Annotated in this window: 23 protein-coding genes and 2 pseudogenes; 18 read left to right on the forward strand and 7 right to left on the reverse strand. The window is 59.9% G+C overall.

All coding sequences use genetic code 11. The annotated features are described in order from the left end of the window. The 6 genes from EVC45_RS26705 to EVC45_RS26735 all read left to right on the forward strand — a co-directional run. A partial coding sequence (locus tag EVC45_RS26705; RefSeq protein WP_248295260.1) for a transposase occupies positions 1-594 on the forward strand: 594 nt, incomplete at its 5' end. 450 nt (positions 595-1,044) lie between these two features. Then, the gene (locus tag EVC45_RS26710) at positions 1,045-1,329 is read left to right on the forward strand and encodes a hypothetical protein (RefSeq protein WP_129961222.1); all 285 of its coding nucleotides are present in this window, start codon (positions 1,045-1,047) and stop codon (positions 1,327-1,329) included. Positions 1,330-1,363: 34 nt separating this feature from the next. Then, entirely contained in the window at positions 1,364-1,603 is a 240-nt protein-coding gene (locus tag EVC45_RS26715) for a DUF6723 family protein (protein WP_248295261.1), read from the forward strand. 592 nt (positions 1,604-2,195) lie between these two features. Beyond that, on the forward strand, positions 2,196-2,408 hold the full coding sequence (gene rpsU / locus EVC45_RS26725) for a 30S ribosomal protein S21 (RefSeq protein ID WP_129961223.1): 213 nt from the start codon (positions 2,196-2,198) through the stop codon (positions 2,406-2,408). 436 nt (positions 2,409-2,844) lie between these two features. Beyond that, positions 2,845-3,702, forward strand: coding sequence for a PA4780 family RIO1-like protein kinase (locus EVC45_RS26730; RefSeq protein ID WP_129961285.1), 858 nt, complete (start codon positions 2,845-2,847; stop codon positions 3,700-3,702). 509 nt (positions 3,703-4,211) lie between these two features. Beyond that, the gene (locus EVC45_RS26735) at positions 4,212-5,366 is read left to right on the forward strand and encodes a sensor histidine kinase KdpD (protein WP_129961224.1); all 1,155 of its coding nucleotides are present in this window, start codon (positions 4,212-4,214) and stop codon (positions 5,364-5,366) included. Here the strand turns inward: EVC45_RS26735 and EVC45_RS26740 are convergent. After that, positions 5,363-5,623 carry a hypothetical protein gene (locus tag EVC45_RS26740; RefSeq protein WP_129961225.1) on the reverse strand — a complete coding sequence of 87 codons (261 nt, stop codon included), beginning with the start codon at positions 5,621-5,623 and terminating at the stop codon, positions 5,363-5,365. The two genes, EVC45_RS26735 and EVC45_RS26740, sit on opposite strands and share 4 nt — an antisense overlap. A gap of 147 nt (positions 5,624-5,770) precedes the next feature. Beyond that, positions 5,771-7,690, reverse strand: coding sequence for a PAS domain-containing sensor histidine kinase (locus EVC45_RS26745; RefSeq protein ID WP_129961226.1), 1,920 nt, complete (start codon positions 7,688-7,690; stop codon positions 5,771-5,773). Positions 7,691-8,442: 752 nt separating this feature from the next. Between EVC45_RS26745 and EVC45_RS26750 the strand changes: the two genes are divergently transcribed. The 3 genes from EVC45_RS26750 (at position 8,443) to EVC45_RS26760 (ending at position 9,791) form a co-directional block, all read left to right on the forward strand. Further along, positions 8,443-8,646: a cold-shock protein gene (locus tag EVC45_RS26750; RefSeq protein ID WP_129961227.1), complete on the forward strand. Its 204-nt coding sequence runs from the start codon at positions 8,443-8,445 to the stop codon at positions 8,644-8,646. A gap of 191 nt (positions 8,647-8,837) precedes the next feature. Continuing rightward, entirely contained in the window at positions 8,838-9,068 is a 231-nt protein-coding gene (locus EVC45_RS26755; protein WP_129961228.1) for a hypothetical protein, read from the forward strand. A gap of 147 nt (positions 9,069-9,215) precedes the next feature. Next, the gene (locus EVC45_RS26760; RefSeq protein ID WP_129961229.1) at positions 9,216-9,791 is read left to right on the forward strand and encodes a hypothetical protein; all 576 of its coding nucleotides are present in this window, start codon (positions 9,216-9,218) and stop codon (positions 9,789-9,791) included. 194 nt (positions 9,792-9,985) lie between these two features. On the opposite strand, the gene EVC45_RS26765 is transcribed toward EVC45_RS26760, so the two are convergent. After that, positions 9,986-10,303, reverse strand: coding sequence for a hypothetical protein (locus EVC45_RS26765; RefSeq protein ID WP_129961286.1), 318 nt, complete (start codon positions 10,301-10,303; stop codon positions 9,986-9,988). Positions 10,304-10,526: 223 nt separating this feature from the next. On the opposite strand from EVC45_RS26765, the gene EVC45_RS26770 reads away from it, so the two are divergent. After that, positions 10,527-10,925, forward strand: a complete 399-nt coding sequence (locus EVC45_RS26770) for a response regulator (RefSeq protein ID WP_129961230.1) — start codon at positions 10,527-10,529, stop codon at positions 10,923-10,925. A gap of 28 nt (positions 10,926-10,953) precedes the next feature. On the opposite strand, the gene EVC45_RS26775 is transcribed toward EVC45_RS26770, so the two are convergent. Both EVC45_RS26775 and EVC45_RS26780 read right to left on the reverse strand, forming a co-directional pair. Then, positions 10,954-12,060, reverse strand: coding sequence for a PAS domain S-box protein (locus EVC45_RS26775; RefSeq protein ID WP_248295262.1), 1,107 nt, complete (start codon positions 12,058-12,060; stop codon positions 10,954-10,956). A 970-nt stretch (positions 12,061-13,030) separates the two neighbouring features. Next, positions 13,031-14,308, reverse strand: coding sequence for a patatin-like phospholipase family protein (locus EVC45_RS26780; protein ID WP_248295263.1), 1,278 nt, complete (start codon positions 14,306-14,308; stop codon positions 13,031-13,033). An 838-nt stretch (positions 14,309-15,146) separates the two neighbouring features. On the opposite strand from EVC45_RS26780, the gene EVC45_RS26785 reads away from it, so the two are divergent. From EVC45_RS26785 to EVC45_RS46910, 7 genes and pseudogenes are all read left to right on the forward strand, one after another. Continuing rightward, positions 15,147-16,391: a hypothetical protein gene (locus tag EVC45_RS26785; protein ID WP_168991541.1), complete on the forward strand. Its 1,245-nt coding sequence runs from the start codon at positions 15,147-15,149 to the stop codon at positions 16,389-16,391. 462 nt (positions 16,392-16,853) lie between these two features. Then, a pseudogene (locus EVC45_RS47970) lies at positions 16,854-17,201 on the forward strand (response regulator transcription factor); the annotation flags it as partial. Between the two features lie 130 nt (positions 17,202-17,331). Then, a complete protein-coding gene (locus EVC45_RS47975; protein WP_373683070.1) occupies positions 17,332-17,511 on the forward strand; it encodes a helix-turn-helix transcriptional regulator in 180 nt (59 codons plus the stop codon). A 772-nt stretch (positions 17,512-18,283) separates the two neighbouring features. After that, positions 18,284-18,568, forward strand: a complete 285-nt coding sequence (locus EVC45_RS26795; RefSeq protein ID WP_129961232.1) for a hypothetical protein — start codon at positions 18,284-18,286, stop codon at positions 18,566-18,568. A 38-nt stretch (positions 18,569-18,606) separates the two neighbouring features. Next, positions 18,607-18,840, forward strand: coding sequence for a DUF6723 family protein (locus tag EVC45_RS26800; RefSeq protein WP_129961233.1), 234 nt, complete (start codon positions 18,607-18,609; stop codon positions 18,838-18,840). Between the two features lie 80 nt (positions 18,841-18,920). Next, entirely contained in the window at positions 18,921-19,652 is a 732-nt protein-coding gene (locus EVC45_RS26805) for a trypsin-like peptidase domain-containing protein (protein ID WP_129961234.1), read from the forward strand. A gap of 113 nt (positions 19,653-19,765) precedes the next feature. Then, entirely contained in the window at positions 19,766-19,942 is a 177-nt protein-coding gene (locus EVC45_RS46910) for a hypothetical protein (RefSeq protein ID WP_248295264.1), read from the forward strand. 829 nt (positions 19,943-20,771) lie between these two features. Here EVC45_RS46910 and EVC45_RS26815 read toward each other — a convergent pair. Both EVC45_RS26815 and EVC45_RS26820 read right to left on the reverse strand, forming a co-directional pair. Further along, a complete protein-coding gene (locus tag EVC45_RS26815) occupies positions 20,772-21,953 on the reverse strand; it encodes a porin (RefSeq protein ID WP_129961236.1) in 1,182 nt (393 codons plus the stop codon). A gap of 413 nt (positions 21,954-22,366) precedes the next feature. Next, positions 22,367-22,740, reverse strand: a pseudogene (locus EVC45_RS26820) (IS5/IS1182 family transposase); the annotation flags it as partial. Between the two features lie 311 nt (positions 22,741-23,051). On the opposite strand from EVC45_RS26820, the gene EVC45_RS26825 reads away from it, so the two are divergent. Then, on the forward strand, positions 23,052-23,363 hold the full coding sequence (locus EVC45_RS26825; protein ID WP_129961237.1) for a DUF4148 domain-containing protein: 312 nt from the start codon (positions 23,052-23,054) through the stop codon (positions 23,361-23,363). Positions 23,364-23,444: the final 81 nt, after the last annotated feature.

Genomic DNA, 23,444 nt, shown 5'->3' on the forward strand with positions numbered 1-23,444 from the left:
TGCGAGGCCTGGCAACCCCGCTCAGGCGCGTTGCCTGCGCAAACTGATCGGCGCATCCGGATTTCAGCTGGAAATTGCACGCGAAACACTCCTGATCATCGCTTCGGTCCTCATGACGAGGCGCTTTTCAACAGCCTGCTATGGGATGAACTGGCCAATGAATATCGCTGTCCTACCGGGCACGCACTACGCAGTGACCGGCGCAAGTTCAGGAATCCGCGCTCGCGTGTCACGAAGGCTGACACGATCATCTATCGGGCAAGCCAGCTGGACTGCGAGAGCTGTTCGATGAAGGATCGCTGCTGTCCGAATACACCATTTCGCAAGATTGCTCGCAGCATCCATGAAGCTGCACGCGACGAGGCCCGGCGTATTGCGAAGACGCCAGAATACAAGCGATCTTGCCGTGAGCGAAAGAAGGTGGAAATGCTCTTTGCGCATCTCAAACGCATTTTGAAGCTGGACCGTCTGCGACTGCGGGGTCCAAGTGGCGCCCATGATGAATTCCTGATGGCAGCGACTGCGCAAAACCTGCGAAGAATGGCCAAGCGGCACATGCCAGGAAGCAAGCAGATGAACCATGCAGTTGCATGACGAGCGACGGGGACCGTTGCCCCGCCTAGATTCGCCGCTCGCCGCAACTCGAAAAAGGGGCTGCTAACTCCTGCGTCTCCGACCAAAGCTAATCCGAAGCCAGGGATCACCGGTGCCTGGCCTGACACTCGATAAAAAAGGGTGGCCCACTACAGGGTCGGGTGGTACACTGACTGGGGTCGGTCTTAGGCTTCTCTCATGCCCGTCGTCCCTCGGAGTTCCCGTTCCACGGGCAGCACCTGATTCCTGTCTACTGCCGGTCAGTTCTCTCCTCGTTCCAGAGGAAGCGATACTCCCTCTCCGGACGCCGATTCCGCTAGCTGCGCCGCTGCGAAAGTTGCTCCGTGCCGAGCGCTGCGTCGCTATTTCGTTTGCGGCAATCTCCCACTTGCCACACGCTGGGCGGTTCCCGGCTACTTCTCGTCATGGCTCACATCTTTGGACTACATCATGAGCGAGTACGTCAGAACTTACAGAGGGTTGGAGATCTATCCCCTCGTCTATTCCCACCTTTCCCGGGAGGCCGTTGGGCCATTCGACCATGATGCCGGCTTTGACGCTGCCGTCAGGATATGCCGCCGGGGCACCGACGACACACTGACGACCAGCCGCATATTTCGGATTCCACATCGTGCGTCGTTTGGCGATGCGGGTGAGGCGCGCAGGGCATCCAACGACTATGCGGAGCGCCTGATAGATGGCGAGGTTGACGGGCAGTTTGTGCGGGATCTATGAGCGAACGGCGATGCGGTCCAATGCGCGAGGAAACATGAATGCAGCATCTTTGCTAGTAGGCGCGAACAACTATGAGGTCGTCGCCTCGTCCCGCCGGACGATGAATGGTGCCCTTCCGACCTTGAAGGTCACCCGCCTTTATGACAAGCGGATCATCTATCCGTTTTGCGGGTGTGCCGACATGCCTCTATTCGACGATCCACAGAGTGCGAAGCATTTTGCCGAGGTGTACGGCTGGCAGCTCGTACAGGGCGATATTGCGGTTCCAGAGTGATCTGAGGGACCACCGTCGAGAGCCGCCGATTACGCTTTTCGGGTTGCATCGAGGTAAGGCCGGACGGGTAGGAAAATTTCATGGATTCTCACTGCTGCTCACGGCTATCCGATTGCATGCGTTCCGAAGGATGCGAGGGTGACGGGCCCGAGGAGAGAGAGGCGACTGTTCTTGGTGGCGAGCCACCACGTCCTCATTGACGAGCGGAGCGGCCATTACCCTAACCGCATCGAAATCGAACCGCACGTCGGTCCGGCGAACGGTGTATTTCGAGTTAACCCCTGCCTGCCGAAGGGGCGGCGCGTCGTACACTGTCAGATTCGACATGAAAGGAGGCCATCATGAGCAAAGCCCATGACGCCAGGAAGACGGAAAAGAAGGTCGCCACTAGAACGCCGAAGGAAAAGAAGGACGCGAAGAAGCTGAAGAAGGAGGCTTCGAAGCGTCAGTGATCTTGTCGTGCCACGAGCGCTGCCAAATAGCCGCGGCACACGGTGGCATGATCGAGGTGAGATCGGACGAGCAGGAGATGTCTTCATAGTGCGCCTGCCGCGGCAGCAGTTACCCGGCGAGCGCTCAACCAGGGAATAAATTGACTACCGTAATTCTGAAACCCGACGAGCCCGTGGAAGTTGCAATACGCCGTTTCCGGCGCGCGATCGAGCGCACCGGCCTGATTCCGGAGCTTCGTACCCGGACGGCCTACGAAAAACCTACCGCAGAACGCAAGCGCAAAAAGGCTGCTGCAATGGCACGCCTGCGCAAGCAGATCAAACGGTCGTTGCCGCCGAAAAAGCGGTACTGACCGGGAACTGCCCGGCCGCCATGCTGAAGCGGCCGTCTGGTGCCCAGCCGGGTGTCTCGCATAACCTCCGCATGGGGGAACCGGCTCTGTTCTCGGCCGAATGGCCGGTTGAATCCGCCTTCCCATATTCGGCCACCTGATTTTTTGCGATCGATAGACAGCTTCGAGGTCGGTGCTGCCCGCCGGGCCAAGCTGCCCGCGTTGGGACTGCGGCGGCGAGGCCCGCATGCCGGTGGCAGGAGTTTGCCTCGCCTCGTCCTCGCCCATTACCTTCCGTTTAATCTGGAATGACTCCATCCGTCTCCCACGCAACAGGTATACGATTGGCAGCACTGCCCCCTCGATTCATCGGTTTCCTGATCGGGCATGCCTCAGCGGGCCATTCACCATCCACGCATGTGGAATGCTCGTCCCACCGGCCGCAGCTGGCGGTCGTATGAAAATACCCAAACGGCTCGCGCCGCTTTTCGAAGAAGGACTCATCGACGAAGTTATCGCCCAGTTGATGAGCGGCAAGGAGGCAACAGTCTACGTTGTGCGCAGCGGCGAATTGACGCGTTGCGCAAAAGTTTACAAGGACGCGAAGCAGCGCAGTTTTCGGCAAGCCGCGTCGTATCGGGACGGCCGCAAGGTCAAGAACAGCCGGCAGGCGCGTGCAATGGAAAAAGGTACGCGCTACGGCCGCCAGATGCAGGAAGCGTCATGGCAGAACGCCGAAGTCGACGCGCTGTTCCGGCTCGCCGGCGCAGGTGTGCGGGTGCCGCAACCTTATATCTGTACTGATGGCGTGTTGCTGATGGAACTGGTGGTCAATGGGATGGGTGACGTCGCGCCACGACTCAACGACGTCGATCTGACTGAAGCCGGCGCCCTCGAACTACACGCGCTGCTGCTCAACCAGGTTGTCCGCATGCTCTGCGCGGGAGTGATTCACGGCGACCTGTCGGAATACAACATCCTGCTGGCAGCGGATGGGCCGGTGATCATTGATCTGCCGCAGGCCGTCGACGCAGCCGGCAACAATGAAGCCGCCTCGATGCTCAAGCGTGACGTCGACAACCTGGCCGCGTACTTCGGGCGATTTGCCCCGCAGATACTCACCGCAGATTACGGCACGGAGATCTGGACGCTCTTCGAAGCAGGCCGGCTGCATGTCGATGTCGAACTGACTGGCCGCATCGAGGTCGACACGCGACCGGTGGACCTTGATGGCGTGCTGCAGGAACTCGAAGACACACGTTTTGAGGAGGACGCGCGAGCGCGGCGACAGCAGGAACTGAGCGCAGGCCGGTAACCGTGCTCAATGTCCCCCGAAGATCGTCCGAAAGTGAAGGTCTTCGATGATGTCGCCGCCCGGCCATAGACAGTCCCCTGCGCTGCATCGGCGAACGCCTGCCGACGAATGACGAACCGCCATTCGGGAAGACGGCGACCGATGAGTCGTCGGACGAACGAGTTTCATTTTCAGGTGCTGTATCCAGAGGCTCGGACTTGTGCCATTCGGGCCGACGATGACTTCGTTCGAGCGATCCCGTCCCTGCGGTTCTCACCGGGACTTTCGACGGCTATATGCATGAGAGCCGGTCGCCGGGCCAACTCGTCGCGCTGATCGGGACCCCTCGCGCCCTGACACCTTGCGCAGTTGCCGGGCAGACGCATGGTGAACACGATTTCCGTCACGTCCGGGAGCGGCTACAATTTCCACGCAAAACGGTGGCGAGGTCGGGACACAGCACAGGCTGATTCCCGCCTGCCGCCCGGTCCGGCCCTGTATCAGCTACGCCTAACCATTTGGGGAACCAGATGAGCCTCGCGGACTTTATTGAAGCTGACCGGCAGGGCCTGATCGACGACTGGACCGAGTATGCACTGGCGCTCAGCCAGGAGGACAGCCATCTCACGGAGACCCAGTTGCGCGATTCGGCCGCCGACATCCTCGCCGCGATTGCGGCGGACATGCGTGAGGCACAGGACCCAGCCCAGCAGGAAACGAAGTCGCGCGGCGACAAACGTGCGCCGCATTCTGCCTTTAACCGCGTCGCGCATCTGCACGCGGAGGATCGCGTGTCACACGGATTCAGCATCAACGATGTGGTGGCGGAATTCCGCGCGCTGCGCGCGACGGTGCTGCGCCGCTGGCAGGCAACCTCACCGGACGGCGCCGCGGCGTTTGAGGAGATGATCCGGTTCAACGAGGCGATCGACCAGGTGCTCGCGGAATCGGTCCGGCATTACGCGTATCGCACCGAGCGCATCCGTGACCTGTTTGCCGGCGTGCTCGCGCACGATCTGCGTTCGCCACTGGGCGCGATACTGAATGCCGGCGAAGTGCTGCTACATGACGAAGGGCTGTCTCCCGCCAGCGTGAGGGCGGTCGCCTTCGTTCAACGCGGCGCGATGCGCATGAAACAGATGATCGACGACCTGCTCATCTTTACGCGCAACCGGCTGGGGGATGCGCTGCCCGTCAGCTTCACGCCGCAGGATTTCGGACGGATCTGTCGCGACGCAATAGACGAAGTGCGCGCGTCCTACCCCAAAGCCCACATCGAACTGCAGCTTGCGGGCGATTTGCGAGGCCGCTGGGACGGTAGCCGGCTCGGACAGCTGGTGGTCAACCTGCTGTCCAACGCGGTTCGCTATGGTACGGGTCCTGTCGTTGTCGAAGCCGGTGCTCACGATGGACAGGTAACCCTGGTTGTGTCCAACGAAGGCAACCCGATCCCGGAACAGGCACTGCCCACGCTGTTCGATCCGCTGACACGCGCGGGGCCGGCTGACCGGAGCGGGACCGCTGCTGGCATCGGCCTGGGCCTTTACATCTGCCGCTGCGTTGCCAACGCCCACCAGGGCGCAATTGGCGCCACCTCGTCTTCGAGCGGCACCCGCTTTACCGTATGCCTGCCGTGTTCGCCCGCATCAGGCGAACCTCCAACACCCACCAGAACCGGCGGTTAATCGCCCTGTTCGTCCAGATTCTTGCTCGACGAGTTTGAGCCTTCGGTGTCCGGCTTCGCCGTCTGGTCCTTCCCCGACTCTGTGGTCGACACGTCGAGTTCGTCAAGGGCGCGGTCGATCTTTCCATTGTCGCCCTGATCGAGCGCGTGCTGTGCGTCCTCGTCCGACATGGGCTTGCCGGCAGCGCCGGGCCGGTCCGACTGGGGTCCGTTTTTGGGACGGTCCGTCCTGCCGTCCTTAAGTATTGGGTTCGGCATAGTTTCTCCTGGGTCGTGATTGCGATCTGCTCGTCGTGAGACTTTTGGCCTGCGCATTGCGTGTGCCCGATCAGTTCCCCGTCGTGGACACGCGGTGCGGCGACCGAGAACACCAGCGATTTCAAGGTCGCGCAAAAGCACCCGCGGCTATGTCCCCAGGCCCAAGGTGCGGACGATATCGGCCAGCCGGTAGGGTTTGTTGATGAACGCAAAGTCGCTGAGATTGCCGTGCTGCGCCTTGAGTGCCGGAAGCGCATACCCCGATGCCAGCACGATCCTGATCTCAGGGTGAAGCTCGCGGGTAGAACGCGCGAGCTGGACGCCATTGATGCCGTTGGGCATGACCACATCGGTGAACAGAACGCCGATGTCGTCGCGACGACTCAAGACATCCATCGCCTCGGCCCCGTTGCTGGCGGTCAGCACCTCGTAGCCGAGGCTGCGCAGAAGCTCCGCTGTCGCCTCCAGCAGATCCGGTTCGTCCTCGACGACCAGCACGGTATCCAGCGCGGGCCCTGTGATGGTGTCCGCATCTCCGGATGTCCCTGTTGCGACCGGCAGGTACATGCTGACGGTCGTGCCCTTGCCGGGTTCGCTATGGATCAGCACGTCGCCGCCGGACTGCGCAATGAAGCCGTACGCCTGACTCAGGCCGAGGCCGGTGCCCTTGCCCACCTCCTTGGTGGTGAAGAACGGTTCAAAGGCACGCGCCGCAACCTCCGGTGGCATCCCCGAGCCAGTGTCCGTGACGGACACGGTGACGTACGGGCCGGGCGCAAGCGCACCCACCGTCCCTTCGCCGAGTTCGACATTCTCCACGGCGATGACGATCTTTCCGCCGTCGGGCATGGCGTCGCGCGCGTTGACGACGAGGTTAAGCAACGCAGCCTCGAACCGGGCTGCATCCAGCAGAACCGGCCGGGGCCGCGGTTCCTGCCTGACCTCGAGTTCGATTGCGCCATCGGCGGCGCGCCGCAGCACGGCCTCAAAGCCGCGAAGCACCGCGTTCAGGTTGCACTTTTCCACCTTGAGCGGCTGCTGGCGTGCGAATGACAGCAGCTGCTGGGTGAGCGTCGCACCCCTGGTGACCGCACGCTGCATCATTTCCAGCATCCGGATATCGGCGTGCTCGTGTAGCCGCAGCGAAAGCACATCCAGTCCGTTGGACATCACCGCGAGCAGGTTGTTGAAGTCGTGGGCGACCCCGCCGGTCAGCTGTCCCAGCGATTCCATCTTCTGCGACTGGAACAGCGCGGTGTTCGCGCGCGCCAAGGCATCCGCTGCCTGCTTGCGCTCGGTCACGTCGCGTATCACCTTCGCAAATCCGACCAGCCTGCCAGCCTCGTCGCGGATGGCGTCGACCACCACGTGCGCCCAGAAGCGGGTGCCATCCTTGCGCACCCGCCAGCCTTCCCGCTCGAAGCGGCCTTCGCTGCCGGCTATGGCCAGCGTCTGGGCGGGCAGACCGGCTGCGCGGTCCTTTTCCGTGTAGAAGCAGGAGAAATGCTTTCCGAGAATCTCGTCACGCGAATAACCCTTGATGCGCTCCGCGCCGGTATTCCAGTTAGTCACTTCCCCCGTGGGCGAAAGCATGAAGATCGCGTAGTCGGTAACGCCCTCGACCAGCAGGCTGAACCGCTGCTCGCTTTCGCGCAACGCTTCCTGCGCGCGCTTGCGCTCCGTGATGTCGCGTGTGATCTTGGCAAACCCGATGAACCGGCCGGAATCGTCGTGCAGCGGATCGATGACCACGCTCGCCCAGAACTGGCTGCCGTCCTTGCGGACCCGCCAGCCCTCGTCCTCAGATTTACCCTCGTCAAGGGCGGTTTGCAGGGCAAGCGCCGGCCGGCCGGCAATCCGGTCACTTTCCGGGTAAAAAATGGAGAAGTGCTGACCGATGATTTCGCGGGCAGCGTAGCCCTTAAAGCGTTGCGCCCCGGCATTCCAGGTTCTGATGAAACCGGCCGGATCCAGCATGAGGATCGCGTAGTCCGTCACGCCTTCGACGAGAAGCTGGAAAGAGTGTTCGCTGGAAATTCCCCCAAGGGGCGGTGTGCTATTCGTCATGGTGTTTGCAGGGGCGCTCCGGGTCGGCGTTTCCTCATGGTGGCGGTAAAGGCACCGTGGTGCGGCCTGTTTCATCTGTCAGCAAGAGCCGCGCCAGCGGAATCGCATGATACGCAGATCAAAGCCGTAGCGCCCGGATTGGTCTCTGCAGGCTCGACAGGCGGTGGTCAACTGTGCGGTGGGGCTCCCGTCCATACACAGACAGACAGGCACCCGGAAGAGAATTATGACTGAGCGACTTACTGGTTATTTGGGACGCTGTGCTGCACACGTATCGAGTCAGGCTTGTCGGGTTAGCCGAGGGTCTCGACGGATCCGGAAATCAGGTCAAGGCGCTGGAAGCGGCTGCGCACGACCGCCTTGCGTTGAGCGTCAGGATGAATACTGGCGTCGGCTTGTCGATTTCCAGGTCCAGTGACTCTTGCCGACGGGGGTGATGTCTGCGGTGGCGCTCTATCGATGCCCCGAAAAAGCCCTGCATAGACGACCACCGGTCGAATTCGCGACACTTCCGCCCTGGAGTCTGTTGGCCAGCGATGCGCCGGGCCCATCGGCTGGGAGACCAGGACCGTCACGAAAAGCGTTGACAGACCCAGCCGGGCACTATATTGTGACCTTCGAAATATTCAAGAAGCTCGATTGCTGATCACCATTTTCCGCCTCGTCTGCGCGGTACTCGCTGTCCTCTCTTCTTCCTTGAAGTTTTTGTCGCTCCGCATCGGAGCTGTTATTTTTTATTTCGGGAAATTCCGATGGATACCGGTACTGTTAAATGGTTCAACGATAGCAAAGGCTTTGGCTTCATTACTCCTGACTCCGGCGGCGACGATCTCTTCGCTCACTTCTCGGAAATTCGGGGCGACGGCTTCAAGACGCTCGCAGAAAACCAGAAGGTGAGCTACGAGACCAAGCGCGGCCCGAAGGGTATGCAGGCCGCGAATATCTCGCCGCAGTAACGTATTTCAGGGGCCGCTCTGCCGGCCCTTTGCTTTGTCAGCCTGACTAGCATCCTCGCGGAGCCATGCGCTCCCGATCTGATCCCGCGTTTCGACGTGCGCATCATTTGTCGTTTCGACACGATCCGTCTCGCCTCATTTCCATTCAGTTCGCTTGTACGGCATTGATGTCGTGCGGCCGGTTATCGCTTATGCAAAACAATAAAAATCTTCACCATTACAACGGTTACTCAGTCTCCCCGTCCGCTCACCGTTTAGCTGACGGCTGGTTTGCCGCCAAGCTGCTGCTCACCAGAGGTGACACCGGGGATGCTGATCCGGTTTCCTACAAGTTTGATGCGCTCGACTATTTTGATAGTGAAACACAGGCAGTCGGGCACGCGACAGCATGGGCGCGCGGCTGGGTCGACAGTCGCGGTTAGTTTGTCGCGCAACGTCGGACCGTAGATCCGTGAAGATGTCGGGCTCACGCCTTTTCTCGCGGAATTGCCACACAAACAGATCGCCAGCTTCGATTGCCTGATCTGCACAGCGGTATTCCCATCAATCGCATCACAAGGAGCACAGAGATGGCTTTACTGGTCATGCAGGTCGCAGTGAGTGGGGAGCTGGTGGAGGTGTTCGAGATGCCGATTGACGACATCGATGGACAACGGATGCTCGCTTGCGCCAATGAGGATGAGCGGGTGATTCAACGCGCCGGCCAGACTCTGGAAGACGGTGAGGTCTGGATCGATCTGATCGACCAGGATGGCGAGACGCTATTTGATCAGGTGGCCTGTTTCCACCGGGCGGATGCCGCCGACGCGCTACAGGTTCATTTCGGCATGAACGCCGATGTCGTTAAAGACTGTCTTTCCAGGTCCAATGTTGCGTCGCTGTATGCGAGGCACCGCGCCGCAGCTCAAGCCTACTTCCGCAAGATTGATCGTCTGGTCGACTGCTCCATGGTCAGTTCCCGACAGAGCAATCGCCGGCGGGTGGGCGACGCCAGCGTCATGGATCTCGTGATTGAGCTTCGCAGGCGGCTGGACGGTGTCGATACCCTGCTCGCACTGAGCGAACTGCCGCCCCGCGTACAGGCCGCCGCCGGGTTACTTAGGGAAGCGGCGAAGTCCTACGCGACTGCTGTCCAGCATCTGTAAAGCGTTATCCAGGGCGGCAATTGATGTCGTATAAAGAAGGCGGGGCCAGTCGATCAGCCGCGAGCCCTATCGCCATGGGGACCGACGACACCCGCTCAAGTGTGGAGATGTGCGCACAGCACCCATGAGCCACGCGTCGTAATCGCACCTGTATCGGTGCTGCCAGGAAGCAAGCGTAAGCATTGCTGGCCGTTTTATCGCCTGGGCCCTTTCATGCCTTCCGACTCCATGGCCGCATTCCGTTCCTCGCTCGCCTCGATGGGTTCCATTGCTTCGTTAACCGACGCCATTGCGCGCTCGGCGGCAGCTTTCGTTCCGTCTGCCGGGGCATCGAATTCGTCGTTGCCGTCAGCTGGGGGCTGCAGCATGTCTTTGAGTATCGCGTTCAGTTCTGCTGTATCCCATGGGAGGCCACGCTGCGTTCGGACCTTTATGTAGTGTCTTACTTCCGCGTCCTGCTCCGCGGTCAGCGGCAACCCTCGGAAGGTGCTTGTAGGGTCAACGTCTGTCATGGCTTTCTCCTGCTTCGATCGCTCTTTCAGTGTAGCCCCATTGTGACCGCGAAACGCGATACGCCGCATCGAGGTAGCCATTCCGTCGAGCTGCGTGGCCAGTTCCTGGATTCCGGTCAAACGTAACTGATCTCGATCAACGGCGAGGGCATGCACTTGGTTCACGCTATGAGCAATTTGCGCCGCAGAGCGCGCGTTTGAAGGGCTCTGAATGGAGCGAGTCATGGGCGAAAATTTTTCTAAAATGTCCGTTTATATAGCTGAAGATTCAGAGGTCGTCCTTCGGCAACTGGTCGCGCTGGTCGAATCAACGGGACTGTCGAAAGTGGTCGGAACCTCCGACGACGCAACCGCCGCAGTCGAAGAGATTCTGCAACTGTTGCCAAACGTGGTGCTCGTCGACCTCCACCTTCGGGTCGGCAGCGGGCTGGATATTATCGGCAGGCTCAAGTCGGCACTCTGCCCCGCGATACAGATCGTCCTGACCAATCATTCCGTGCCGGTGGTCCGACGTGCGGCGGCAGCAGCGGGAGCCGACTATTTCTTTGACAAGACCGGCGAATTGACGATGGCCATTGCTACGATCAATAGGCTCGCCCGACAACGAATCGATGATCTTTAGTCTGGCAACGGAAAGGACGTCCAAGGAACTAGCCTGGGGCGGTGATTCGTGACAGCGGCACCTGCGCCGCGATCGTCATTCCGTTGCCGGGTTTGCCCTCGACGAACAGGTTTCCGCCCAACTGAGCGATTCGTTCACGCATGCGGCGCAGGCCGAATGCGTCAGGCCGAAGCTTCCAATCTCTCGGGAGGCCGACGCCATCGTCCTGGATGCGCAGATGGCAGTCCTGGTCGTCCGCGGATAGCGTCACGGCCACTTGCGTAGCCTTGGCATGCCGTGCGACGTTCGTCAACGCCTCCTGCGCCACGCGGAAAAGGGAAATCGCGGCTAGGTCGTTGAGGTGTAATTCGTCACCGTCAATCTGACATTTTGCCGACACACTGTAGCGCAGCTCAAAGTTCTCTGTCATCCACTCGAGTGCTGCTTCAAGCCCCAGATCATCCAGCACTGGCGGACGCAGGTCAGCCGCGATACGTCGCATCGCGGTGGCCATTGCGTCGAGCTGGCTGGCGAGTCCCTGGGTTCCGGTCAAGCAATCCCTGACAGCCGCCGGGACACGCTGTGAAATCTCGGCTTCATGCAGCGCAAGAGTCATTTTGAGTGCCGAGATTCGCTGACCAAGATCATCGTGGAGCTCGCGCGCAATGCGCTTTCTCTCGTTTTCCTGAGCGCGCTGCACCAGTGTCGAGTCTGCGGTCACCCGTTCCAGCTCGTGAAGTCGACGTGACTCGGTCAAATCGCGGGTAATCTTGGCGAACCCCACCAGTTCACCACCCTCATCGCGAACCGCTGTGATGACGACATTCGCCCAGAACCGACTACCGTCCTTTCGTACCCGCCACCCCTCGTCTTCTGCCCGGCCGCGATCTCTCGCAGCAGCCAGCAGTCGCGCGGGCTTCCCTGCGAGCGCGTCTTCGTCGGTATAAAAAACGGAGAAGTGTCGTCCCATGATTTCGTCTGGCAAATACCCCTTAGCGCGTTGCGCACCGGGGTTCCAGCTTGCAACGTTTCCGGCGCGGTCGAGCATGAAGATCGCGTAGTCCTGGACTGCATCAATAAGGAGCCGATAACGGTGATCAATTTCAACCGCGCTGAGATTGGCGAAATCATGAGGGGAAAAGTCACCGTGAGCCACAAAAGCCTCCCTTAGCAGTGGGTGGCGCAAGCGACCAAGGTGCAGCGGCGAAAACAGCCGCAGGGTGAGGAAACTACCGGGGGCGCCAAGCCGGTCCAAACGAAGCGGAAACAGCTACAGCAAGCCTACGTAGAACAGGTTAGGCCGTGGACGAAAAAATAAAAGCGCTCGCTAGCCCAGGGTTTGCCATGAACGCAGACGCGCAAAGCGGGCGCCCGCCGCAACCTCGGCGGAACCGGAATCGTCCGTCTGAACAGCCATCAGCCCGGTCCCCGCCGCCTATGCCATTGCCGAGGCGCCTGACAGGTGGTGTGCGCTGCCCGGATCGTGCCCAGCCATCGCACCCTGGCGATGATCAGACAACTGGGCATTGAACCACTCGTGCAGCGCAGGTAAGGCGAGGCGCGTCTGTGCGGCAGGCGATCTTTCCTGGCCAGTTCGGCCCGATGCCTTTGGGAATTTCTTATCCGCGAATGTCCTTTGTGCCGAACCGGCCTTCAGCGTAACAACCCGAAGTTGCCGGGTGCGCGCCGACAAGCATAAAAAGATCATTCGCAGAGCACGAGCCACCTGGCGCAGTTGCCCGAATGGCCGGAATATCCTGGGACTGGCCATCCGGGCGGCACCGTACCGACAGGCCGAAGTGGGTCGGCTACTGCCCGACGCGGTCGATCTTTAACCGACCGCACCCGCCGGTCCACATTGGGCCGGGGTCGGCCATGAGCAGTCAATGGTCCCACCATTGCACGGACACTCGAGCGTCGGGTTGCCGTCTCGCTACAGACCTTCGCGGGCCGACCGTTCGACCGCATCTACGGGACACCTAACGCAGGGTCGAACGGGCAATTGGCTTACTTCAATTGTGCGGCACGGCAAGCAAAAATCGCACAGAAGTATGCCTCGCCGGTATTAGTGACTCGTGCCGGCGCGCGGGCCGGCGTCCGCGCAGCACTTAAAAGGCGCTGCCGTCCTATTTCGGGGCTACCGCGACGCGCGGCAAAACGAACCCGGGCGGTGCGTTGGCCCACGGGTAGCCCTTCAATGCCATTTGATAGGCGGTGTCATAGAGTGAGCGCATGTATTCGGTATCGAACTCTTCCTTGTGGGGCGCATTAAAGCTCTCCGGAATGAAGGCGAGGTTAAACTCGACACCATCGCGCTTCGCAGTCGCGTAGATGCGGTAAAGATCACCGACGCCCTGACTTTGGATCATCGACGCAACGGCGCGAGAGGCAATGGTCATCGTAGAGCGGTCCACCTGCTCCCAGTCCGCATCGAGTCGTGCGTTGCGTATGATGTAAAGCTTGCGCACACGGTTGACGCCGACCGCCGCAGCTTCCTCACCTATGCGGATCGTCGCTGGATAGGCAAACACCTGCGCCACGACACCGCCGTCAACATGCATTTCCTGGTAATGTTTGCCGTTGACTTCCACGTCAATCATCATTGGAGGAAACGCGCCGGGAATTGACGTGGAGGCGACGAGTATTTTCACGAAGAGGTCCAGTGCCTTGGGACCACCGTATGTCGCGATTTTCCCCATATCCCAGATGATGCCTCGACGAGCATCCAGGTCGGTCGTTGCAACCAGCAGCAAACGGCCTTTAGCATATTCTGCTGCCACCTCCTTGAGCAGATCCGCAGTGACGAATTTCCGCGTCAACGCCAGCAACGGCCGGTTATCAGCCATCGCGTCGCTGAGCACGCCGCCGAGCAGGCTACGCTTCTCCAGGACGTCTTCTGGAGAAATAGTTGTGTAGACCTGTTTGAGCGTTGCATCATACTTCGGCCCGAGAAATGCGAAAGGCGCGATAAGCGCCCCGGTGCTAATGCCGGTTACGAGCTTAAACTCCGGCCGGGTTCCTGTTTCTGTCCACGCATTCAGTAAGCCCGCAGCGAATGCGCCGTTGTCGCCGCCACCCGAAATCGCGAGAAACACCGCAGGCGGCATCGGGCCCACGTGTCCCTGCCGCGCGAGGTAGTCCTTTTCCCTCTTCAACGAGTCAAGGGCAACCTGTGTCAGATCCGGGGCGTCCACACCGGCAACATGGCGCACGCCGGGCATGTCCGGAATCTCGGCCTTACTTGTCAGCTCATCTGGGACCGCTGGCAAGCGGTCAGGCACGGTGGAGCATCCTTGCAGCAAGGCAAATATGATCGCAGCGAAAACGCCGAAAACTGTCTGGTCCATCTTCCACTTGCTGCCCGACAAATCATTGACCGGTCCCGCGAAGAACGTGCTCATCATTGCGCCCCCCTTGAGACGAGACGTGCGTGTGTCTGCGCAGACCGCGCGTCGCGTTGCATCTCACTCGAGTTCCGTAGTGGTCCAGATATGCGTGGCGGCGGTGACTATCGAGCCGCGACCGCAATCACCTTACAAGGATCCTAGGGCCCAAAGGGTCTCGCACCTTGATTTGGGTCAGATTTATACGAGTCAAGTCACGTCAGAACGTGTACCGATCTTTCCTTAGCTATCCCCACGGTGCCGTGCTGGCTAAAGCGTTGGCCGGTCCATAACATGCCCGCCAACATCTCAACGCACATGTCCGTTGTAGCGCCAAAGTTCCCTGAGAGATGGTGTGGGCGCCTATGGCTGGAGAGTTTCGACTTCGCATGTTCGGGGTGGCGAAAGGATGAACGACCGACCTCCGGCGACCAACTTCTACGTGCGGCCTATAGTTGCGGCTCGGCCATCCCACAAAGCCGGCATTCGAACGGCTGATCCATTCCGATACTGGCCGGATACCTGCCGGAATCCTGCCAAAAGAAGCTGCGCACCTCATGTAAAGAGGACGGACTTCAGTGCACCCAACTCGCACCGGTCCGGGATCGCGCAAACATGACCTGGATCAATGTACGCGGCGTGTCGGATCCTACGATGAAACCCAAGTCGAGAGGCGGTATGCGACTGCTGACCTGATGCTCGCCGGGCCTGTTGTGGCCACGGCAGGCGGCGTGCTGCCTACTCAGTCGACAGTCTGTTGCTCGAACAGCATGCGTAATGCTGCTGCGATCAGCACCTAATGGCGCGCCACCGCCCCGCCGTGGCGATTGAGTCAATTGAGAGGATGGGGCGCCGGATCATGAATCGCTACCTGCATTTTGGACAGCAAGGAACAGAACGTAAGACGCCGACTGCCGAGGAAATCCTGCAGGATACGCAGAGTTTCTCACTGGTTCTGGGTGGCCCCCTTTACCAGCTTCTGCGCCGGACGCACATGGCCGACGATGCGCTGGCGTTGGTGCGCCAGCGGGTTCTCGTCATCTCGCTCCTGGCCTGGCTGCCGCTACTGGTGCTCGCTGCTGTGGACGGCCATTTGCTAGGCAACCGTGTGGCCCTACCGTTCCTGCTGGACTTTGAAGCTCACATCCGCTTCCTTGTAGCAGTGCCCCTTCTGATCATCGCCGAGCTGGTGGTACATCGGCGCCTGCGCCCGATCGCGCGGGCCTTTCTCGAACGGAAGATCATTCCTGAAGCGTCCGTGACGCGGTTCGATGAGGCTGTCAGGTCGGCATTCCGTCTGCGCAATTCAGTGGCCACCGAGCTGCTGCTGATCGCTTTTGTGTACGGTGTGGGTGTCCTTGTCGTGTGGCGCCATTACACCGCGATGCAAACGACGTCGACGTGGTACGCAATACCCACCGCCAGTGGCTTGACGCTTTCGCTCGCCGGATTCTGGTATGCCTATGTAAGCGTTCCGCTGTTCCAGTTCCTGTTGATCCGCTGGTATTTCCGGGTATTCATCTGGGCGCGGTTTCTCTGGCAGGTGTCGCGCATTGAACTGAGCCTCGTTCCCACTCATCCTGATCGCGTCGGCGGCCTGGGATTTCTCGCCAATACCGTCTATGCGTTCATGACCCTCCTTGCCGCGCACGGCGCAATGCTTGCAGCCCAGTTCGCCAACCGCATTTTCTTCGCCGGGGCCACACTCACGGAATTCAAGGTTGAGACGGCAACGATGGTTCTCTTCCTGCTGTGCCTGGTCTTTGCTCCTTTACTGGTCTTCGCGCCTCAACTGGCCCAGGCGAAGCGAACAGGCCTGAGTGAATACGGCACTCTGGCGGAACGGTACGTGCGTGAATTCGACGCCAAGTGGGTTCGGGGCGGCGCGCCTGGCGGTGAGGCGTTGGTGGGGAGCGGGGATATTCAGTCGCTTGCGGATCTCGCCAACAGTTTCGACGTGGTCCGAACCATGCGTATCGCTCCCATTACCAAGGATGCCATCGTTCGCCTCGCAGCCGCGGTACTCATACCGATCGTGCCGTTGGCACTGACGATGATGTCGCTGGAAGACCTGCTAAAAAGACTGTTCGGGTTGGTGTTCTAGGCGTTGGCCCTGCTTTCCAGGCGCCATGGAGGGTCGGACCGGCCGACCAGTTGTGAGCCGTGTAGCCGTGCTGAGTGACTCCTCGACTTTGATAGCAGCCGTTGTATTTTGGCGGCTCGACCGTCGGCAACGGGTCGTCCTGAGTCGATGGCATCGGGCAGAGGTCGGCCACAAGCCGTCAATTGGCCATACGATTGCACAGACATTTGAGCGGCAGGTTGCCACTTAGCTACGGATCTTCCCGTACTGACCGTTCGACAGACAGAGGGCAAGTGGGAATGGAAAGGCTAACGGTATGCTTTCCATTTCAACGAAAATCTGATCTCCGCAGCCAAGAAGATTGTGGCTGCGACGGTGCTCGGAGCGAAATAGAGCGTGAGCGCGGTAAAAAATAACGCGTTGCCGGCCGGCTCATGTATGACTTAGAGTTTCAACGTACTCAGAACACAAAGCAGTGTTTTCATGGAACGCTCCATAATCAGGGTCGGAATAGTAGAAGCACACGCCGTTATGCGCGCTGGAATTCGGAGCGTGCTTGAGGCTGCGGGCGACATCGAGGTTGCAGGCGAGGCGTCCGACGGGGACGGCGCGCTGCATCTTGTGCGCACTGAATCGCCTGCCGTGCTAACGCTGGGCCTTGTCATGCAGGGTGTGAGTGGGACAGACCTTATCCGAGAAACCAGGCGGGCGGGTCAGTTGCCAAGGATTGTCGTTCTTACGAGGTCTTCGAAAGCGAGCGTTGCCAGTCAATGTTTTGCGGCGGGTGCCTCGGGCTTTGTCGTCAAGACCTGCCCCGCCCACGAACTGCTTGCAGCAGTTCGAAAGGTTGCGTCGGGTGGCGTTTACGTGAATCTCACAGCATCTGACGAGCCGATGCTTGATGTGGTGGCGTCTGACAGCGGCTTACCGCATGAACGGCTGACGCCCTACGGAACATCATATATTCCTACGCATCGCATGCGGTCAGACAGCCGTCGACATCGCGACCACTATGGGCATAAGCGCGAAAACCGTAAGCACTCATCGCACAAATATCATAAGGAAAATGGGGCTCAGGTGCGATGTCGATCTGGTCCGTTACGCGATCACCCATAAGCTTGTCCCCGATGACGATTCGTGAGCATGCGGGCGCAAAGCCACCGGTCCCGGCCCTGATCGTCGCACTCGGTCGCGAGTCGCAGTGCGGCCATCTAGGGACATTCGCACACGCTTTCACACGGACGCTTGAGGGCGTGGCGGCGCATTGACGCCGAGTCCATTCCTATGGCAGCCCGGAATCAAGTCGAGTTTCCGTCAACGTTGAGTACCGTCGCTTCTGCGTGGACCCAGACCGATTCGAAGGATATCGTAGCGGCCACATCGCAACGACGCACAACTCGCGCGGTTCAGTGGTAGCCGTGGAGCGCGAAAAGCTGCCCATTGTCGTTCGCCATCCGCGGAACATCGGTTAGCCATCGAACTTGATTTCGTACAATCGCCATCGGCTGCGGGCCCGAACGGCATAGCCGTCAAACGACGATGCCAGGCCAAAGCCCGGGATCACCCATGTCTGGTCTGACACTTGATAAAAAGGGCGGTCCACTATAAAGGCGGGGTGGTACACTCATTGCATCGCTTCCAGTCTTCTCTCATGCCTGCCGTCCATCGGAGTTCGCGTTCACGTGCGGCACCCGATTCCCGTCTACCACTGGCTAGCTTTCTGCCCTTTCCAGAGGAAGCGATTTTCCGTCTCCGGACGCCGATTCCGCTAGCTGCGCCGCTACGATAGTTGCTCCATCCCGACCTCTGCGGCGCGCTGTGCATCGCCATTTCGTTTGCGGCAATCGCCCTTTTGCTCATCCTGGGCGGTTCCCGGCTACTTCTCGTCTTGGCTCACACCTTTGGACTACATCATGAACGAGTACGTCAGAACTTACAGAGGGTTGGAGATTTATCCCCTCGTCTATCCCCGCATTCCGCGGGGTGCCGTTGGATCATACGACTATGGCGCCGGCTTCGACGCTGCTGTCAGGATATGCCGCCGAGGCACCAACGACACACTGACGGCCAGCCGTGTATTTCGGATTCCACATCGTGCGCCGTTTGGCGAGGCGGGCGAGGCCCGCAAGGCGTCGAGCGACTATGCGGAGCGCCTGATCGATGGACAGGTCGACGGGCAGTCGGTGCGTGATCTATGAGCGAGCCGGGAGACCGTGCAATTAACGAGGAGACGCGAATGCAGCAACATAAGCCTGGCGCGAAGAACTATGAGGTCGCCGCGTCGTTTCGTCGGACGATGGGTGGCGTTGTTCCGACGTTGAAGGTGATCCGTCTTTCCGACAAGCGGGTCATCTATCCGTTTCACGGCTGCGCGGACATGCCCCTGTACGAGGATGCGCAGCGCGCGAAGAACTTCGCCGAGGTCTACGGCTGGCAGCTCGTGAACGGCGATATTGCGGTTCCGGAGTAGGTTGACGGCGCACCGTCGAGGGCCGCCGCGTACGTTTATCAGGCTGCATCGACGTGCGGCCAATCGGGTAGGCAAGGTTCATGGACTCACTACTGCTAGCCGCTACCCGCGTGCATACGTTCTCGCAGGATGCGATGATGACGAGCGCGAGTGGCTTCTTTTTTGCCCGCGAGAAGCGGCTGTTCTTCGTGACGAGCAGGCACGTCCTCATTGACGAGCCGAGTGGCCATTGCCCGGACCGCATTGAAATCGAGCTGCACATCGATCCGGCGAACCTCGGTGCTTCCACCTGGTTTTCAGTCCCGCTTTATGTCGACCGGCGAGCCGTCTGGCGACAAGGCTGCGATGCAGGCGGTGCGATCGATGTGGCTGCTGTGGAGCTGCAGGAATCTGCGTTGCCGGATACGATGGCTTATCGGACCTTTACCCCGGCGCACCTGCCTGATCTGAACCAGGCCATTGAGATTGGCAGCCCGCTTCTCGTGGTGGGGTATCCGCTTGGTTTTCATGATTCGCTTCATCATCTGCCGGTGGTCCGACACGCTGTTGTGGCGTCCTCGTTTGGATTGAGATTCCAGGGGAAAGGGCAATTTCTGACCGACGCGCGAACGCATCGGGGAACCAGCGGAGCCGCTGTTGTCATGGCCGACAGCGGGCGGTTGAATATGCACGCTAACGGACTGCACTGGACGCTGCTCGGCGTTCATTCAACGCGCTTCGATATCGGTGGGCGCGACATTGAGCATGACGAGGCGCTTGGCCTGAACTGCGCGTGGTATGCAGACATTCTGATGAAGCTCACTGAACGCTGACGGCCCGGAGCGGCGAAATGCAGGGAATTCCTCACTATCTTGTTCTTCGCGCCGGATACGAATCATACGTTCTGGACCGGGAGCGCGTGCTGATTCGCCGCCAGGCAAGTCGCATGATGAACTGGTTCGCGCGCGCGAACGTCAAACCGATGCCGATCGAAGACGCGCACTGGGATAGCTTTTCCCTGGAGTACGGCTTTTCGTCCGACGAACGGAAGTGTCTGTGCGCTTACTCGTTGGTCAAAGGTAGCGAGACCGAACATCAACTTGCGTTGCTCGCCAACCTTTAGCGTTCTGACGCGATCAGGGGATGAAGGTACGGGTTTATGCGCCGCGCAGCCGTGGCCCTGCGCCCGGGCGCGCGCGATCTCGACGGCCACGCTCAACGACAGCAGGTTGAACTGAAATGCGATCGAATACCTCGCGGCTATGATGCCCGCGACATACGCGATCTTCGGTCCGCCCTTTCGGTCAACCGACTGGAGCTCGGCCTTATGCAAAGCTTCGCATAAGGCCGACGACTTACTGCCGGGCGCTGTGGCGTGGATGGCCGTTGCATCTCTGAAAGCTGCCGTACGAGTAGAGCCGGGTTCGAGGTCCGTTCTGGGTCGACTGCTGCCCGACGCAGCCGATCTATGGCCGAGCACGCCCGCCGGTCTACGTCGGACCGGGGTCGGCCAACAACGGTCGTCCGACCGTGCGCTCTCGTGGACATTCAGACGTCGGCTCCGCCCAGACACCGGACCTTGGTGGTTGGGGCATGTCGCCTGTTTGCAGCAAACAGTTGGAAAAACGGGGCCCGCGCATCGTCGCCAGGCGACTCGGCTGGGTCACCGGATGAAAAAAAGCCCGTCCAGCGGGACGGGCCCAATACTACTTGGATTTGCTCGGAGAAAGTCGCGTCGGCGAAAGTATCAGCGGACTCTCGCTCCGCATTCACTGCGCCATGACCGCCGTTTCGTCTGAACCCGCGACGAGAGTCCAGACACATCTGGACCCGACCTCTGAATCAGGCTGTATCGGTCGTGCCCGGATGAATTTGCGCCAGTGCGTGCTTTGCCGGCGCGCACTGCTACTGTGCCCTCACACAGGATTGAATCCGTTCCGCGTTAGGCTTCCTTAGAAGCGGGTCAGCATGCCGACAGCACCCATCACCTGATTGCTCGTCGCCGAGAAACCGCCGGCGTTGTACATCACTGCGACATTGTTGTGACCGATCGCGCGCTGGTACATCGCTTCTCCATACACCTCTGTGCGCTTCGACAGCGAGTAGCGTGCAATCGCGTTGACCTGGTTCCACTTCGGATCGGAGCCGATGTTCGACTTGCTCACACCATTCAGATGACCGTCGGTGAAAGTATCCATGAGGCCGAGATTCAGCGCCGGCGTGAGTGCGTACTTGACGTTCAGTTCATAGTTGTCGAAGTGAGTAGACCCGCTCACCGGGTTCAGGCCGAACGCGGACGTGTTCTGGTACTGGCTGTGCGTGTAGACGAAATTGACCGCCGCCGGGCCGAACGTATAGCCGACGCCTGCACCGACTGTGCGCTGCACATCCGCCGTCAGGTTGCCGCCGCCCACGGTCGTCTTGAACTCGCTTGGATCAGCCGCAACGTTCTGATTGACCGCTCCTGCGGGGCTACTCGCCGCCGCCGAGCCGTTGATCTGGAGGTAGGCCGCGGCCAGTCGCAGCGGGCCGTTGTTGTAGCTCGCGCCGGCACTGTATGCACGATCGACGGTAAAGCTGGTGCTGTTGCTGAACGCGTACATGCCGCCGAACTTGAAGCCGGCGTAGTCGATACTCGAGAACTTCACCGCGTTGCTGAAGCGAACCGTATGTTGCAGGTTGTCGTTGTCGTACACGTGCGCGAAGCCCGAGTCGCCGAACGTGCCCGCAGTGCCGGACAGCGGCGCGACGAAGTCGACCATCGAGTCATACTGCCGGCCCATCGTGAAGGTGCCGTATTGATCGGTGCTCAGGCCGACATACGCTTGACGGCCGAACATGCGACCACCCTGGCCGAGCGCGCCGTTGTTGACGTTGAAGCCGTTTTCGAGCACGAAGATCGCATGCAGACCGCCACCCAGGTCCTCGCTGCCGCGCAGGCCAAAGCGGCTGCCGCTGATATTGCCGCTTGCGAGTGCGACGCGCGAGCTACCGTGGCTGGGGGCGCCATTCTGAACATTGTTCGTATAGGCGATGCCCGCGTCGATCAGGCCGTAGAGGGTGACAGAACTCTGTGCATGAGCGGCCGATGCGGCAAGCGCGGATACGGCGAGGGCGATGGAGATTTTCTTCATAAATTATTCTGGCTTTGGCTGCGACAAGGGAGAGAAAACCGCTCGAGTATAGAAAAGCGCGCCGTCGAACAGACCCTGTCCGTCAGGCATAACTCTCTTGCGACAAATGAAATAATTTGTCACAAACTGTAAACAATCGAAGCGGGACGGTGTTTTGCGGGGCACTTGAAGACAGGACGATCGCGTTTGGCCCGGAACATCAGTGGCATTGGCGCAACGGCAACCGTTCCTGTAGTTGCGCATCGCATGGAGCTGGATTGCGCATCAGAGCCCGGTGGATTTGAAGAATCGAGGCGACTCGAAGGCATGCGCTGGGGCGCAGTATTTCCCTGGCGGGTCATAGTGCGGTCGATGAGTTTCGCTGCTCTCTTACTGAGTCCGCCCTGAACAATTCGTTGCTCATCCTGCTGGCGTCACGCCATCACATCGGCGGCAATACTGTAGTTGAACAGAGCCGCGAGAACGAAGGCACAAAGAAGCCGCAGCTTCCTCAGGATCATCCGCAGGTGGTGGCCCGCGCCGCACAGCACCGCTTGCATCGCATCGCCGAGCGCGCCTTTGAGCCAATTCTGTCGAGTTTTCCGTCTGTCTTCATGTGGCCGATGGCTGGCTCGATCGCGCTGCGCCGCCTGATCATCGCGCGCAGTCCGCGTATGATGCCCCGGCGCAAGCCCGGGTGGTAGATCTTCACGTCGTCGATCGCGACACCCTTGAAGCCGCGATCCACAATCGCCACCTCTTGCGTCGTGTCGCTCAGGATTGCCGCCTGCTCCAGCGCTCCAGCCAGGTATGAGCGGAATAACTGCGTAATCATCGGGCCATTCGCCCCGATTCAACCGTCGTTCTCCGAGATTCGCTGGGATCCAATGCTTATGTACCGGGTCGTCACGCTCTTGCCCAACTAGTGCCGAGATCAGGCTATCCCGCTTCGGCGGGATTTTTTGCGTTGCGCACGAACTAAGGGTTTCCCCAAATCCAGCAACGATCCCTTCCAGCGATAGCCATTAATATTAAGCGTCTACTTATCTAGACTGTAGTCACTGCTTTACGAACAGGGCTGTTCGTAACAGGACAAAGCAAAGTCTGGAGGTCAGTACCATGAAGTCCCTTATTCACGCCGTTGTCGTTGCCGCTGCCCTTGCTGCTCCGGTCATGTCGTTCGCGCAATCGAACGCGTCTGTCACCCGTGCACAGGTACGCGCCGAACTTGTTCAGTTGGAAAAGGCTGGTTATCACGTTGGTGACGGCGACAACGCGCACTATCCTGAAGCAATTCAGGCTGCTGAAGCCAAGGTGGCTTCGCAGAATGGCGGGGCGAGCGGTTACGGTGGCGTAGTCAGTGGTTCGTCGGAAGCAGGACGCCCGGCAGTGTCGAAGGCTGACTGGAACGCGATGTACAGCCATCCGTAATGCGTTGATTTCGGCCTCGCGGCAGGACGCCAAAAGTATCTTGTCTCGCGTCTCGCAGTCTGAAGCGCGCAGCACCCCTGC

This window comes from Paraburkholderia sp. UYCP14C (genome assembly GCF_004197395.1).
Taxonomy (GTDB): Bacteria; Pseudomonadota; Gammaproteobacteria; order Burkholderiales; family Burkholderiaceae; genus Paraburkholderia.

What these genes read in the sequence shown, in the direction of transcription:
- EVC45_RS26710 (WP_129961222.1), top strand. Translation starts at nt 1,045, where the DNA reads ATGAGCGAGTACGTCAGAACTTACAGAGGGTTGGAGATCTATCCCCTC.
- EVC45_RS26715 (WP_248295261.1), top strand. Translation starts at nt 1,364, where the DNA reads ATGAATGCAGCATCTTTGCTAGTAGGCGCGAACAACTATGAGGTCGTC.
- EVC45_RS26730 (WP_129961285.1), top strand. Translation starts at nt 2,845, where the DNA reads ATGAAAATACCCAAACGGCTCGCGCCGCTTTTCGAAGAAGGACTCATC.
- EVC45_RS26735 (WP_129961224.1), top strand. Translation starts at nt 4,212, where the DNA reads ATGAGCCTCGCGGACTTTATTGAAGCTGACCGGCAGGGCCTGATCGAC.
- EVC45_RS26740 (WP_129961225.1), bottom strand. Translation starts at nt 5,623, where the DNA reads ATGCCGAACCCAATACTTAAGGACGGCAGGACGGACCGTCCCAAAAAC.
- EVC45_RS26745 (WP_129961226.1), bottom strand. Translation starts at nt 7,690, where the DNA reads ATGACGAATAGCACACCGCCCCTTGGGGGAATTTCCAGCGAACACTCT.
- EVC45_RS26750 (WP_129961227.1), top strand. Translation starts at nt 8,443, where the DNA reads ATGGATACCGGTACTGTTAAATGGTTCAACGATAGCAAAGGCTTTGGC.
- EVC45_RS26755 (WP_129961228.1), top strand. Translation starts at nt 8,838, where the DNA reads ATGCAAAACAATAAAAATCTTCACCATTACAACGGTTACTCAGTCTCC.
- EVC45_RS26760 (WP_129961229.1), top strand. Translation starts at nt 9,216, where the DNA reads ATGGCTTTACTGGTCATGCAGGTCGCAGTGAGTGGGGAGCTGGTGGAG.
- EVC45_RS26765 (WP_129961286.1), bottom strand. Translation starts at nt 10,303, where the DNA reads ATGACAGACGTTGACCCTACAAGCACCTTCCGAGGGTTGCCGCTGACC.
- EVC45_RS26770 (WP_129961230.1), top strand. Translation starts at nt 10,527, where the DNA reads ATGGGCGAAAATTTTTCTAAAATGTCCGTTTATATAGCTGAAGATTCA.
- EVC45_RS26780 (WP_248295263.1), bottom strand. Translation starts at nt 14,308, where the DNA reads ATGATGAGCACGTTCTTCGCGGGACCGGTCAATGATTTGTCGGGCAGC.
- EVC45_RS26785 (WP_168991541.1), top strand. Translation starts at nt 15,147, where the DNA reads ATGAATCGCTACCTGCATTTTGGACAGCAAGGAACAGAACGTAAGACG.
- EVC45_RS26795 (WP_129961232.1), top strand. Translation starts at nt 18,284, where the DNA reads ATGAACGAGTACGTCAGAACTTACAGAGGGTTGGAGATTTATCCCCTC.
- EVC45_RS26800 (WP_129961233.1), top strand. Translation starts at nt 18,607, where the DNA reads ATGCAGCAACATAAGCCTGGCGCGAAGAACTATGAGGTCGCCGCGTCG.
- EVC45_RS26805 (WP_129961234.1), top strand. Translation starts at nt 18,921, where the DNA reads ATGGACTCACTACTGCTAGCCGCTACCCGCGTGCATACGTTCTCGCAG.
- EVC45_RS46910 (WP_248295264.1), top strand. Translation starts at nt 19,766, where the DNA reads ATGATGAACTGGTTCGCGCGCGCGAACGTCAAACCGATGCCGATCGAA.
- EVC45_RS26815 (WP_129961236.1), bottom strand. Translation starts at nt 21,953, where the DNA reads ATGAAGAAAATCTCCATCGCCCTCGCCGTATCCGCGCTTGCCGCATCG.
- EVC45_RS26825 (WP_129961237.1), top strand. Translation starts at nt 23,052, where the DNA reads ATGAAGTCCCTTATTCACGCCGTTGTCGTTGCCGCTGCCCTTGCTGCT.